This is a genomic window from Nocardia sp. CA-290969 (assembly GCF_050936135.1).
Classification (GTDB): Bacteria; Actinomycetota; Actinomycetes; order Mycobacteriales; family Mycobacteriaceae; genus Nocardia.
On sequence record NZ_JBNJNJ010000001.1, the window covers coordinates 2,846,364 to 2,858,794 of the forward strand.

Below are 12,431 nucleotides of genomic sequence, written 5' to 3' on the forward strand. Positions count from 1 at the left end.
GTATGACAGCTGCCGAGAATCACAGCGAGATCGCGCTGGACGTGGACGGGCAGCGGCGGACGCTGCGCGTGGACAACCGCACCACCCTGCTGGACGCGCTGCGTGAGCAGCTCGGTGTCACCGCTCCCAAGAAAGGCTGCGACCACGGGCAGTGCGGCTCGTGCACCGTATTGCTCGACGGCCGCCGCGCCACCACGTGTCTCACCTTCGCCGCCGCGAACGACGGTGCCGAGGTGATCACCGCGGCCGGGCTACCCGACGGCGACACCCTGCACCCGGTCCAACAGGCATTCCTCGACCAGGATGGATTCCAATGCGGCTACTGCACGCCCGGGCAGGTGTGTTCGGCGGTGGGGATGCTGGCGGAGGCGAAGGCCGGAAATCCCAGCTACGTCACCGCCGACCTCACGGCCGCCGCGGAGCTCTCCGGCGCCGAGATCCGGGAGCGGATGAGCGGTAACCTGTGCCGCTGCGCGGCCTATCCGAATATCGTGGCGGCGATCCGGCAGGCGGCCGCCCGGTGATCCCGTTCGAATACCGCCGCGCGACGAGTACCCGGGAGGCCGTGACGGCGGTGGCCGAACGCCCGGGGGCGGTGTTCCTCGGCGGCGGGACGAATCTGGTCGACCATATGAAGCTGGGTGTCGCCACCCCGGAGCTGCTGGTCGATGTCAGCCGGCTACCGCTGGACGCGGTCGAGGACACCGCGGACGGCGGGCTGCGGGTGGGTGCTGCCGTGCGCAACAGCGATCTGGCGGCGCATCCGGTGGTCCGGGCCCGCTATCCGGCGCTGTCGCGGGCCCTGCTCTCGGGTGCCTCGGGACAGTTGCGCAATCTGGCCACCACCGGCGGCAATCTGCTGCAGCGGACCCGGTGCGTGTACTTCCAGGATGTGACGACCCCGTGCAACAAACGCGAACCCGGCAGCGGTTGCGCGGCACTCGGCGGGTACGTCCGCTACCACGCCATCCTGGGGGCGTCCGAGCATTGTGTCGCGGTACATCCGTCGGATATGGCGGTCGCGCTCGCGGCGCTGGACGCCCGGGTGGTGATCGAGGACACCGACGGCGAACAACGAATCCCGGTCACCGATTTCCATCGGTTGCCCGGCGACCATCCCGAGCGCGATACCGTCCTCACGCACGGTCAGCTGATCACCGGGGTCGAGATCCCCCCGCCGCCGGCCGGCGCGGTGGCCGACTACCGCAAGGTCCGCGATCGCGCCTCGTATGCGTTCGCACTGGTCTCCGTGGCGGCCGAACTGAGCTTCGAATCCGGCGGCGACGTGATCCGGTCCGCGCGGCTGGCGTTCGGCGGAGTCGCGCACCGTCCATGGCGGGCGCACCGGGCCGAGGCCGTTCTCACCGCGGCACCGGCGTCCGGGCAGACGTTCGCACAGGCCGCCGACGCCGAACTCGCCGACGCCCGGCCGCTGGACGGTAACGAGTTCAAGGTCGAACTCGCCCGCCGCACCCTGGTATCGACCCTGCACACCCTCACCGAACAGGCGCAGCGATGACACTGATTCCCGCCGAATCGATGGGTACGCCGCTGACCAGGCTGGACGGCCACGCGAAGGTCACCGGTACCGCGCCGTACGCCGTCGAACATCCCGTACCCGACCCGCTGTATCTGCACCCGGTCCAGTCGACCGTGGCCCGGGGCCGGGTGCGCGCCATGGATACCGAGGCCGCGCGGCAACTCCCGGGCGTCGTCGCGGTACTGACGGTGTTCGACTCCCCCGCACTCGCCGACACTTCCGACGGCGAACTGAGCATCCTGCAGGACGATCGCGTGCATTTCCGGGGGCAGCTGATCGGCGCGGTACTCGCCGAAAGCGCCGAAACCGCCCGCCATGGCGCCGATCTGGTGCGGGTCGGCTACCGGACCGAACCCCACCACACCGAGTTGCGCGCCGACGACCCCGCCCGCTACGCACCCGAACAGGTGAACCCCACCTTCCCGACCGATACCGCGGACGGTGATATCGACGCCGGCCTGGCCCGGGCGCAGGTGCGTATCGACCGGACCTACACCACACCCACCGAGCACAACAATCCAATGGAACCGCACGCCTGTATCGCGGTCTGGGACGAATCCACCGGGCGTCCGCAGGTGACGCTCTACGACTCCACCCAGGGGGTGCATACCGTCCGGTCGACACTGGCTCCGCTGTTCGGGCTCGAACCCGATCAGCTGCGGGTGCTCGCACCCCATGTCGGCGGCGGTTTCGGCGCCAAGGGCGCACCGCACGCCCACAATGTGCTCGCCCTGCTGGCCGCCCGCCGCTGCGCCGGCCGGCCGGTGAAATTCGCGCTCACCCGGCAGCAGATGTTCGCGCTCGTCGGCTACCGGACGCCGACCGTCCAGCGGATCCGGCTCGGCGCGGACGGCGACGGCAGGCTGACGGCGCTTTCCCATGAGGTCGTCGAAACCACTGCCAAGGTCAAGGAATTCGCCGAGCAGACCGCGGTGGCTTCCCGGACGATGTACGCCGCGGACAGCCGGCGGACTTCGCACCGCCTGGTCGCGCTGGATGTTCCGGTGCCGTTCTGGATGCGCGCACCCGGGGAATGTCCCGGTATGTACGCCGCCGAATCGGCGATGGACGAACTCGCCGTGGCCTGCGGTATCGACCCGATCGAACTGCGGATACGCAACGAACCGGAAACCGATCCGGAATCGGGCCGGCCGTGGTCGGGACGCCATCTCACCGAATGCCTGCGCACCGGGGCCGGCCGATTCGGCTGGGCCGGGCGCGATCCGGCCCCGCGCGCCCGCCGCGACGGCGACTGGCTGATCGGCACGGGGGTCGCGGCGGCCACCTACCCCGCGATGGCGATGCCCGGGAACACCGCCCGCATCGAATTCGGTGCCGACGAGCGCTACACCGTCGAGATCGGAGCCGCCGATATCGGAACGGGTACCTGGACGGCACTGACCCAGATCGCCGCCGACGCACTCGGCTGCGACCCCGCCGCCGTGCGGCTGCGGATCGGCGATACCGATCTGCCCGAGGCCAGCGTCGCGGGCGGGTCCACCGGAATCGGTTCGTGGGGTTCGGCCGTCGTCGCCGCCGCGCGGACGTTCCGGCGCGAACACGGCGAAACCCCGGCCGCCGGCGCACGCAGCAGCGCGCAGGCGGCGGACAATCCGGACGCCGGGAAATTCGCGCTGCACTCCTTCGGCGCCCAGTTCGTCGAAGCCCGGGTCCATCGGTTCACCGGTGAGATCCGGATTCCCCGCATGCTCGGTGTGTTCTCGATCGGACGGGCGATCAATCCGCGCACGCTGCGTTCACAGCTGATCGGCGGGATGACGATGGGCGTATCCGGTGCCCTGCACGAGGAGAGCGTGCGCGACCACCGGTTCGGCCATATCGTCACCCACGACCTGGCCTCGTACCACATCAGCGCCCACGCCGATGTGCAGGACATCGACGCGATCTGGCTGGACGAGGTCGACGAGCACACCAATCCGATGGGCTCACGCGGCGCCGGTGAGATCGGGATCGTGGGCGCCGCCGCCGCGGTGGCCAACGCGGTTCATCACGCCACCGGGGTCCGGGTGCGTGCGCTACCCATCACCGCCGATACCGTCCTGGACGGAATCGCGACCTGACCGCGTGACGTTCCGCGTCCGCTCACCGGCCGCCGGCTCAGGCCAGCGCCGCGGCGAGACGGCGCCACTGGGTGCGGGGGAACGCCTGCAGGTCCGCGTCCAGCACCTGCACACAGACATGGTCGGCGCCGGCCGCCCGGTGCTCGGCCACCCGGCGCACGATGGCTTCCTCGTCGCCCCAGACGATGATCGCGTCGAAGAGGCGGTCGCTGACGGTGGCCACATCCTCCGGCGTGAAACCCGACCGCAGGATGTTGTTCGCGTAGTTCGGCAACTGGAGGTAGCTGCGCAGCCATTCGGTACCGATCGCCCGCGCCTCGTCGGGATCGGTGGTGAGGACGGCCGTCTGTTCGGGCAGCAGCAGCGGCCCGTCACCGAGCGCGGCCCGGGCAGTGGCGGTGTGCTCGGGCGTGACCAGGTACGGGTGGGCGCCGCCGGCGCGGGTCGCCGCGAGCTGCAACATCTTGGGTCCCAGCGCGGCCAGCACCCGCGACCCGGCGGGAACGGGCGTATCGGTGGCGTCCAAGGCGTCGAGATAGGACCGCGTGGCCGCCAGCGGCTTCCGGTAGCGGCCCGGATCACCGGCATCGATCAACGGCGCGTGGCTCACGCCGATACCGAGCAGGAACCGGTCGCCGTAGGTCCCGGTCAGCGCGGCGTACCGGGCCGCGACGTCGGTCGGCTCGTGCATCCACAGGTTCAGGATTCCGGTCGCGACCACAGCCTGTTTCGTGGCACCCAGGAGATTGTCCACCGAGTCGAACACCGGGCCGCCGACATCCGGAATCCATATCGCGCTGTAGCCCAGCTCCTCGAGCTCGGCCGCCGCGTCCGCGGCTTCGGCCGCGTCACCGTAGCGCAGTTGCGAACTCCATACTCCGACACCCGTCAGCTGCACAAGTCCTCCTCGAATCCCGTGGATGCGAACGCCGGTACCGCAATCCGGCCTCGCGCGCTGGATGCTACTGCACGGTCCGGGCTCGATGTCCGTTCGCGCCGTCCACGTCCAGGACGCCGATGCGGTGCCGGACCATGAGATGCCCGGCCCGGCACCTCCGGCTCTCGACATCTCCGCGTACGTCACGTAGACCAATGGAATGCCCTCTCCGAGTACCGATGTCTGGGAAGTGCTGTCCACCGCACGGTCCATCCGCCGATTCACCGACGAACCGGTCGACGACGCCACGCTCACGCGCTGCCTGCGGGCGGCGACCTGGGCACCGAACGGCGCCAACGCGCAACTGTGGCGTTTCGTCGTGCTGGACGCACCCGAACAGCGGGCGGCGGTGGCGCAGGCGGCCCGGATCGCCCTCCGGTCGATCGAATCGATCTACGGGATGTCCAGACCGGCCGACGACGATCAGAGCCGCGCCGCGCGCAACAACCGGGCCACCTATGAACTGCACGACCGAGCCGGCGAATACACCTCGGTGCTGTTCACCGCGTTCAAGAACGACTTCTCCTCGGAGTTCCTGCAGGGTGGCTCGATCTATCCCGCCTTACAGAACTTCTACCTCGCGGCGCGTGCGCAGGGGCTGGGAGCCTGTTTGACGAGCTGGGCGTCCTATGACGGCGGGCAGATCCTGCGCGAGTCGGTCGGCGTTCCCGACGAATGGATTCTGGCCGGGCACATCGTCGTCGGCTGGCCGCGCGGGCAGCACGGACCCGTGCGCCGGCGGCCGCTCGAGGATGTGGTGTTCCGCAATCGCTGGGATCCCGAGCATGCCGACATCACCTTCGGACGAGGCGCCCGGCCGAACCGCTAGGCTCGCCCGCGCAACCGTGCGGACCTGCTCTCCTCGCCGGCCGCGGGCACCGGGCCCAGGTACTTCTCGAAAGCGTCGATCAGCTCCCGATGGGCGGTGTGGACGCCGATACCTTCTTCGAGCAAGAGGAATTTCGGGATACCGGTGATGAGGAGCAGCAGTGCGCCCGGGGTGAGTTCCCCGGGTGAACCGCGTCCGCCGGCTCCCTGCGAGAGGGCGTCGAGCTGGAGTTTTCGTACCCGCTCGGTCGCCTCGGCGATCTCGGCCCGAACCGATTCGCGATGGTTGCCCAACGCCATGAACTCGGTGGTCAGCGCACTGGCCGCTTCGGTTCGGCTGTATTCCCAGAGCACCCGCGGCAACCGGTCGGGCGGAGCCTCCAAAGCCTCGGTGAGATGCCGGATATTGCGTTCGGTGTAGCGGCGGATGGCGGCGAGGAAGATCCCGTCGAGGGTGCGGAAGTAGTACTGAACCAAGCTGGGAGTGACACCGGCCTTGGCGGCGACCGCACGGAACGTCACTGCGGCGTACCCCTCTTCCAGCATCAACTGCTCCACACAGTCCAGTAGGACCCCCCTGGTGTGCGACGTCTCGGTGCCGGTACGCCGTGCCGATGCCGCCATGCCCGACTCCTCATCTCCCGGTGGGCGCCCATCCTCTCACCTCTCGCGCTGTACGATCGTACAGCGCGAGAGGTGAACCCCACGCCGATGTCCGGCCGACCCTGTCTCGCCATCCGGCACCGAGGAGAGATATGACCACCGACAGCGATTTGGCAGCCCTGCAACGGGACGTCCGGTACCTGATGGATCGGACGGCGATTCTGGATTGCGTTGCGGGACATGCGCGCGGCTGCGACCGCCACGACCCCGATCTCGTCACCGCCGCCTATCACCCCGACGGAGTCGACGAGCACGGCGCCGCGGTGAACCCGGGCCCCGGATACGCCGAATGGGCCAATCGCACGCATGCGGCCACCTCCCGCGTGCACACCCACCACCTCACGACACATACCTGCGAGATCGACGGCGATACCGCGCACGCGGAGAGCTATGTCCTCGTCGTGCTGCTCGGGCTCGACGGCCGCAGCGCCCAGGTGATCGCCGGCCGCTACCTGGACCGGCTCGAACGCCGGGACGGCCGGTGGCGCATCGCGGTCCGGCGCTCCACTGTCGAGACGATGTTCGCGGCGGACGCGTCGGTGCTGCAATCGAGCTTCTTCAAGAAGGCGGGCTATCCCGTCGGCACCCGCGACGAATCCGACCTGTCTTACCAGCGCCCGCTGTCCCTGGAAGCCCCGGCTCCCGCGCGATGGTAACCGGTCGCCGGTGAGCAGCGTCGCCACGCTGACCCGGTGGCGCGGTGGCGATCGTCCGGACCGCGCCGGCGGATTCGCCGATCAGCGCACGACGACCCGGACGCGGTCGAGATTCCGAACCTCGGTGAACGGACTGCCGGGATCGCCGTCGCGCTGCGAGGTCACCCGGACCCCCGCGAAATAGGTGCCCGGCCGGTCGTAGGCGAAGGTCCGGGACGACTCGATGGTGGCGGCCGGCTGCCGGGCGGGAGATTCGGCGACGAACCGCCCCTCTCCGGTGAAATCCCACTCCGTCGAGACGATCATGCCCGTGCCCGGAGGGACCGCGGCGCGTGCCCGGAAGGTCACCGGCTGCCCGGCGGCGACCTCGACCCGGTCACCGCCCTCGACGTCGAGATCCACCACCGGCTGGATACCGTGCCGGTCGGCAGCCGGTGCGGTGACCGAAATCTGCGACCCCTCCCGCTGATACGAGGTGGATTCGGCGGGCGCGCGGCCGTTTTCGGCCCACTCCGCGACATCGCGCAGCGCCTGTTGCAGTATCCCCGTGTAGTCGATCAGCCGTGCGGCGCGGGCGCCGGGGGTGACATGGTCGGCGTTGTCGTTGAGCCAGAGCCGGAAGCTGTCCCGGTAATCGTCGCCGAGCGCGTCGCGCACCCGGGTGCGGTACCAGTCGCCGTCCCAGGTGAAGGCGTCGGCATCGAGGAGATTGCCGACCGCGATGACCTTGCCGGTGATCTCGCCGGTGTAGGTGCCGCCGCCCGCGGTGCCGGTGGCGAACATGCTGTCGGCGGTGACCGGGCGCTGCGGATGGATCGGGGTGCCATCGGCATGGCGGTACTGGTCGAAGGCGTAGTAATCCCGGTCGGCCGGCACCTGATGACGCGGGTAGGACGGAAGCGCCAGATACCACAGGTTGTCCAGCCGCAACTCGGTGCCCGGCGCCAGACCGGCGACAGTCTCCGCGGAGCCGGAGACGGTGACGAACCCGCCGGCCGCATCGAGGGTGGCCGCCTGCACCTGCGCACCGGACGTGCCGACCGTGAGGTCGACCGCGGTGCCGTGCCGGTTGGCGGGAACTCTGTCGAGAAAAACGCGCGCCGTGTCGTCGCCACTGCGCTCCACCCGGGTGACGGTGGCGGTTTCGTCGATCTTCCCGGCACGAACGATCTCGCCCAGCGGTGAGGCTTCGGTTCCCAGATAGCCGGGTCGATGCCAGAAGTCGTCGGCGTAGGTGGGATCCAGCTGCCGTACCGCGGGACCGAAACCGAGCAGCCCCGACGGCCCCGCCGGAGTTCCGGCACCGCTGAGGCCCAGAACGTACTCGTAGTCCTCGAAGGCCGCCAGCGGCACGCCCGCGTGGAGCAGCTCGGTCAGTACCGCCGCCTCCGTCTCGTCCAGGCCCGCATAAGGGTCACCGCTCCCGCCGGGCGCGACCGCATCGGCGATCCGGGGCGCTTCCTCGGCGAGCACCATGGCGCCGAGCGCGCGGACGAAGAAATTGTTCGGTATGGAGGACGGGGTCCCGATGATGAACGGCACGGCACCATCCCACACGCCGATGGTGTTCTCCATCGCCCCGATCGTCTGATAGGAGCCACCGCTACCGCCCCAGATATAGCCGAAGATGCGGTCCGTGGTCCCGTAGTACCGAGCGGCCACCGTCCGCGCGAACTTCGCGGCCGCGGCGTCGACCCGATACCCCGCGCCACCGTTGGTCTGCACGCTGTAGCCGCCGCTGGCCACGGCGAATGCCAGGTGCTCGGGGTCCACGTTCTCGTCGATCAGCGGGTACACGTACTGATAGAACCGGCCCTGCCACTGTTGTTTCGGCGGCAGCTGGATGACGAACCGCTTATCGGTACCCGAGAAATGCCCCGACACCTTCCGGACGGCCACCGGATTCGTCAGATCCTCTTCCCGATCGATCACCGGGTTTCCGTATTCGGGGTCGGTGCATTCGGCGGTGACCCACATGGGCTCGGCCTGCGCGGCGCAAGGCACCCGCCCGGCCTGATCCGCCCTCGGGTCCGGGTCGGATCGAGCAGCGTCGACGGCTACGGCCACACCCGCCACCACACACAACACGACCGGTACAGCGAGCCATCGTTTCGCGATCCACACGCCCACACTCTATCTGTGACCGATGCATCTGCCATAGATGCATCGGTCACAGATATCCTCATCGAATGAACGTCCGGCAGCTCCACCGCCTGATCCTGCAGCTCACCGAGCTCGCCAAACAGGCCAGCCTCAACCCGGACGAATCCTTCGCCTCCCCCGGGGAACTCGCCGTCCTCGACGACATACTCGAGCATCCGGGAAGTTCGGTGCGCCAGATCACCGAGCGCACCGGGTTCGTCCAGAGCCACGTCTCCACGACCATCGCACGCCTCGGCGACCGCGGCCTGGTGGAGACCACCACCGATCCGACCGACCGGCGCCGGACGATCGCCTCCCCCACCGGACTACTGCTGCGCACGATCGACGAGCGAACCGGCCGCACGATCGACGTCCTGCTGGCCGAGCAACTCGGCGCCGCGACAGCCGAGCGGACCGTCGAACTACTCAGCGAGCTCTCGCGCATTCTCGGATCGCCGACCGGCCGATAACAGCGGCGGGATCCCCGCACACGACCAGGGACCCATTGGCCGATCCGGCCGGCCCACCACCGGCTCGGCACACCTCCGGTGCGGTGCGTGGCAACCTCCCCGCGCAGGTCAGCGGCGCCGGAAGCCTTGCCGCCCACTGATTTCGAAATGCCCTGAGTCCGATCGAGGCCATTCCGCTCCGCAAATGAGAATCCCGTTCTACACTTGGGTAGATTCTCGTTCTACATAGGCGGAGGTGCGAGATGAACAGTGGCGCGTTCGACGGAGTACGCGTGGTGGAACTCGCACAATGGGTGTTCGTCCCCGTGGCGGGTGCACTGCTCGCGGACTGGGGTGCGGATGTCATCCGGGTGGAACGGCCCGACGGCGACCCGTATCGCAATCTCGCCACCCAGGGCATCGGCTCCGACAGCGGCGGGGTGAATCTTTCTGTGGCCCTGGCCAATCGCGGCAAACGCTCGGTGTCGCTGGATCTGCGCACCGACCGGGGCCGGGAGCTGCTGGACGAACTCCTCGCCACCGCCGATGTGTTCCTGACGAACTTCCGGCCCGCGGCGCTGCGCCGGCTCGGGCTCGATGCCGAAGAACTCACCCGGCGGTTCCCCCGGCTCGTCTACGCCCGTGGTCACGGCTACGGCGTCCGCGGCCCCGAAGCCGGGAAACCGGGCTACGACTCCTCGGCCTTCTGGGCGCAGGGCGGGCCCGCCCACGTTCTCACCCCGCTCGACCGCGAGTACCCGATCAGCCAGCGGGGCGCGATGGGCGACCGCAACGGCGCCATGGCACTGGGCTTCGCGATGGCGGCCGCCCTGCTGCGCCGGCACCGCACCGGCCGCGGATCGGTGGTCGATGTCTCGCTGCTCGCAACCGCCATGTGGATGCTGTCCTCCGATGTACTCGCGGCGCTGGCCGGTAATTCCCCCGTGGCGGTGTCCGGGCGCGGGACGCCGGTCAATCCCCTCGTGGGCACCTACCGCACCAAGGACCACCGTCATATCCAGCTCGTCTTCCTGCAGGGCGACCGGTATTGGGCGCAGTTCTGCGACCTGGTGCAGCGACCCGACCTGCGCGACGATCCGCGCTTCACGGATATGCGAGCGCGGGCCGCGCACCGCGCCGAATGCGTGGCCGAACTCGACGCCGAATTCGCGCGCCGCACCTTCGACGAGTGGAAGCAGCTGCTGGCGCGGCTGGACGCGCCGTGGGCTCCGGTGCAGTCGGTCGAGGAACTGCTCGCGGACCCCCAGGTACTGGCCAACGACTATCTCGGGGTCGTGGAAACCGAAACCGGCCAGTCGTACCGGCTCCCGACCGGACCGGTCCAGTTCGACGAAAGACCACCGGAGCTGCGGCGGGCACCCGAACACGGTGAACACACCGAGACGCTGCTGCTGGAGCTCGGCTACACCTGGACCGATATCACCGAACTCAAGGACGCCGGGGTGGTCCCGTGACGACCTCCCGCCCGCTCCCGGTGCCCGATGACCTCTCCGCGCCGTACTGGGCCGCCGCGGCCCGGCACGAACTCGCTCTCGCCCGCTGCGCGCGGTGTGCCCGGTTCGATATCCCGCCCGGTCTCACCTGTTCACACTGCGGCACCACCGATCCCGCGTATCGCTTCGAACGGGTCAGCGGCCGGGGTGTCGTCCGGTCCTGGACGATCGTGCGCCGGGCCTCGTCGGTCGGCTTCGCCGGTGAAGTGCCTTATCTACTGGTCGACATAGAACTCGACGAACAACCCGGTCTCCGGATGATCGGACGGCTGCTCGACGGACCCGATACCGAACTGGCCGAAGGGCTCGCCGTCCAGGTGGCGTTCGAAGATATCGCGGCGGGCACAGCGATCCCGGCGTTCACCGTGGCACCGCGGCGGCCGTCGTGACCGGCCGGTTCCGCGGCGGCGGCCGCGTGGCGATCGCCGGATACGCGCACAGCAGCATCCGGCGCCGGCGTGACCGGCCACTGGGCGCGCTCGCCGTGGAGATCGCGCGGGCGGCGGTCGCCGACGCGGGTTTGCGGCCCGAACAGATCGACGGATTCGTCGCCTCCGCACTGTTCCCGACCGCCGGCGGGCACCGGGTCACCGACGGCATCAGCACGGTGTCGGCGGACTGGCTGGCGGCCCGGCTGGGTGGCTCACCGCGGTATGTCGCCGGATTCACCGGTATCGGCCAGATCCCCGGCGCCGTGGCACTGGCGGTCAACGCGATCGTTTCGGGCGCGGCCGACTACGTCGTCCTGCATCGCGCGCTACACAACCCGGCCGGGGGTTACCACGACAATCCGGTCACGAGGGCCGAAGGCGCACAGCAATGGACGCTGCCCCAGGGTTTCGCCGGCCCGCTGCCGATGATCGCCCTCCCCTACACCGAGTACCTGAACCGGTACCGCGCCGATCCCGGCGCCCTGGCCGAGGTCGTGGTCGAGGCCCGGAAGAACGGGGCGCGTATCCCGTGGTCGTACTGGTACGGAAAACCCCTCACCACCGAGGAGTACCTGGCGGCGCCGATGGTCAGCGAGCCGGTTCGCCGGCTCGATTGCGATCTGCCGGTGGACGGCGTGGCCGCCTTCGTCCTCACCTCCGCCGAACGCGCCCGGGATCTCCCCCACCCGCCCGTGTATGTGACCGGATACGCGCAGAGCCCGCCACCGCGACACCGCACCGCGCTGCATTGGCCGCTCGACGACATCATGGCGGGCGGGGAGGTCACGGCCCGGCGCCTGTGGGAGGCCACGGGCCGGCGTCCCGGCGACATCGATCTGCCGCAGCTCTACGACGGCTTCTCGCCTTTCGTGTACTTCTGGCTCGAAGCCCTCGGCTTCTGCCCGCCCGGCGAGGCACACCGGTTCGTCCGCGACGGCGGTATCGACAGCGATCTGCCCGGCGGCCTCCCGGTGCTCTCCGGCGGCGGCGCGCTGGGAAACGGCCGTATGCACGGTATTCCGCAGATGCTCGAGTGCTATCTGCAACTGGCCGGCCGCGCCGGCGAACGTGCCCGCGCCGGCGTGACCACCGCCCTCGCCTGCCACTCCTCGCCGCATTACGGCGGTGTCGTCGCCTACAGCACCGAACCCGGATAACACCCGATACCCACGCCCCGCCACCGCAGCCAG

Annotated in this window: 13 protein-coding genes; 10 read left to right on the forward strand and 3 right to left on the reverse strand. The window is 69.5% G+C overall.

Annotated features, from left to right (window positions below; translation table 11 throughout):
- The first annotated feature begins 2 nt into the window (after nucleotides 1-2).
- The 3 genes from ACQEVO_RS13200 to ACQEVO_RS13210 are packed head-to-tail and all read left to right on the forward strand — an operon-like array spanning nucleotide 3 to nucleotide 3,621.
- Nucleotides 3-524, forward strand: a complete 522-nt coding sequence (locus tag ACQEVO_RS13200) for a 2Fe-2S iron-sulfur cluster-binding protein (RefSeq protein WP_432912750.1) — start codon at nucleotides 3-5, stop codon at nucleotides 522-524.
- Nucleotides 521-1,519, forward strand: a complete 999-nt coding sequence (locus ACQEVO_RS13205; RefSeq protein ID WP_432912753.1) for an FAD binding domain-containing protein — start codon at nucleotides 521-523, stop codon at nucleotides 1,517-1,519. Before ACQEVO_RS13200 ends, ACQEVO_RS13205 begins: the two co-directional genes overlap by 4 nt.
- On the forward strand, nucleotides 1,516-3,621 hold the full coding sequence (locus ACQEVO_RS13210; RefSeq protein WP_432912756.1) for a xanthine dehydrogenase family protein molybdopterin-binding subunit: 2,106 nt from the start codon (nucleotides 1,516-1,518) through the stop codon (nucleotides 3,619-3,621). Before ACQEVO_RS13205 ends, ACQEVO_RS13210 begins: the two co-directional genes overlap by 4 nt.
- 37 nt (nucleotides 3,622-3,658) lie before the next feature.
- On the opposite strand, the gene ACQEVO_RS13215 is transcribed toward ACQEVO_RS13210, so the two are convergent.
- Nucleotides 3,659-4,519 (reverse strand): LLM class F420-dependent oxidoreductase, encoded by an 861-nt coding sequence (locus tag ACQEVO_RS13215; RefSeq protein WP_432912759.1) that lies wholly within the window; start codon nucleotides 4,517-4,519, stop codon nucleotides 3,659-3,661.
- Nucleotides 4,520-4,541: 22 nt separating this feature from the next.
- Here ACQEVO_RS13215 and ACQEVO_RS13220 point away from each other — a divergent pair, with 22 nt between their 5' ends.
- Together ACQEVO_RS13220 and ACQEVO_RS13225 are read left to right on the forward strand one after the other, a co-directional pair.
- Nucleotides 4,542-4,709, forward strand: coding sequence for a hypothetical protein (locus ACQEVO_RS13220; RefSeq protein WP_432912762.1), 168 nt, complete (start codon nucleotides 4,542-4,544; stop codon nucleotides 4,707-4,709).
- Between the two features lie 9 nt (nucleotides 4,710-4,718).
- Entirely contained in the window at nucleotides 4,719-5,387 is a 669-nt protein-coding gene (locus ACQEVO_RS13225; RefSeq protein ID WP_432912765.1) for a nitroreductase family protein, read from the forward strand.
- On the opposite strand, the gene ACQEVO_RS13230 is transcribed toward ACQEVO_RS13225, so the two are convergent.
- The gene (locus ACQEVO_RS13230; protein ID WP_432912768.1) at nucleotides 5,384-6,010 is read right to left on the reverse strand and encodes a TetR/AcrR family transcriptional regulator; all 627 of its coding nucleotides are present in this window, start codon (nucleotides 6,008-6,010) and stop codon (nucleotides 5,384-5,386) included. The two genes, ACQEVO_RS13225 and ACQEVO_RS13230, sit on opposite strands and share 4 nt — an antisense overlap.
- Nucleotides 6,011-6,141: 131 nt before the next feature.
- Here ACQEVO_RS13230 and ACQEVO_RS13235 point away from each other — a divergent pair, with 131 nt between their 5' ends.
- Entirely contained in the window at nucleotides 6,142-6,705 is a 564-nt protein-coding gene (locus ACQEVO_RS13235; RefSeq protein ID WP_432912771.1) for a nuclear transport factor 2 family protein, read from the forward strand.
- Nucleotides 6,706-6,786: 81 nt separating this feature from the next.
- On the opposite strand, the gene ACQEVO_RS13240 is transcribed toward ACQEVO_RS13235, so the two are convergent.
- Nucleotides 6,787-8,829 carry a PKD domain-containing protein gene (locus tag ACQEVO_RS13240; protein WP_432912774.1) on the reverse strand — a complete coding sequence of 681 codons (2,043 nt, stop codon included), beginning with the start codon at nucleotides 8,827-8,829 and terminating at the stop codon, nucleotides 6,787-6,789.
- Nucleotides 8,830-8,894: 65 nt separating this feature from the next.
- On the opposite strand from ACQEVO_RS13240, the gene ACQEVO_RS13245 reads away from it, so the two are divergent.
- The 4 genes from ACQEVO_RS13245 to ACQEVO_RS13260 all read left to right on the forward strand — a co-directional run bounded on the left by ACQEVO_RS13245 (nucleotide 8,895) and on the right by ACQEVO_RS13260 (nucleotide 12,398).
- Nucleotides 8,895-9,317: a MarR family winged helix-turn-helix transcriptional regulator gene (locus tag ACQEVO_RS13245; protein WP_432912777.1), complete on the forward strand. Its 423-nt coding sequence runs from the start codon at nucleotides 8,895-8,897 to the stop codon at nucleotides 9,315-9,317.
- A gap of 242 nt (nucleotides 9,318-9,559) precedes the next feature.
- Nucleotides 9,560-10,771 carry a CaiB/BaiF CoA transferase family protein gene (locus ACQEVO_RS13250; RefSeq protein ID WP_432912780.1) on the forward strand — a complete coding sequence of 404 codons (1,212 nt, stop codon included), beginning with the start codon at nucleotides 9,560-9,562 and terminating at the stop codon, nucleotides 10,769-10,771.
- Nucleotides 10,768-11,199 carry a Zn-ribbon domain-containing OB-fold protein gene (locus tag ACQEVO_RS13255; protein ID WP_432912783.1) on the forward strand — a complete coding sequence of 144 codons (432 nt, stop codon included), beginning with the start codon at nucleotides 10,768-10,770 and terminating at the stop codon, nucleotides 11,197-11,199. The genes ACQEVO_RS13250 and ACQEVO_RS13255 overlap by 4 nt, the downstream gene beginning before the upstream one ends.
- Nucleotides 11,196-12,398 carry a thiolase family protein gene (locus ACQEVO_RS13260; protein ID WP_432912786.1) on the forward strand — a complete coding sequence of 401 codons (1,203 nt, stop codon included), beginning with the start codon at nucleotides 11,196-11,198 and terminating at the stop codon, nucleotides 12,396-12,398. Before ACQEVO_RS13255 ends, ACQEVO_RS13260 begins: the two co-directional genes overlap by 4 nt.
- The last annotated feature ends 33 nt before the right edge of the window (nucleotides 12,399-12,431 follow it).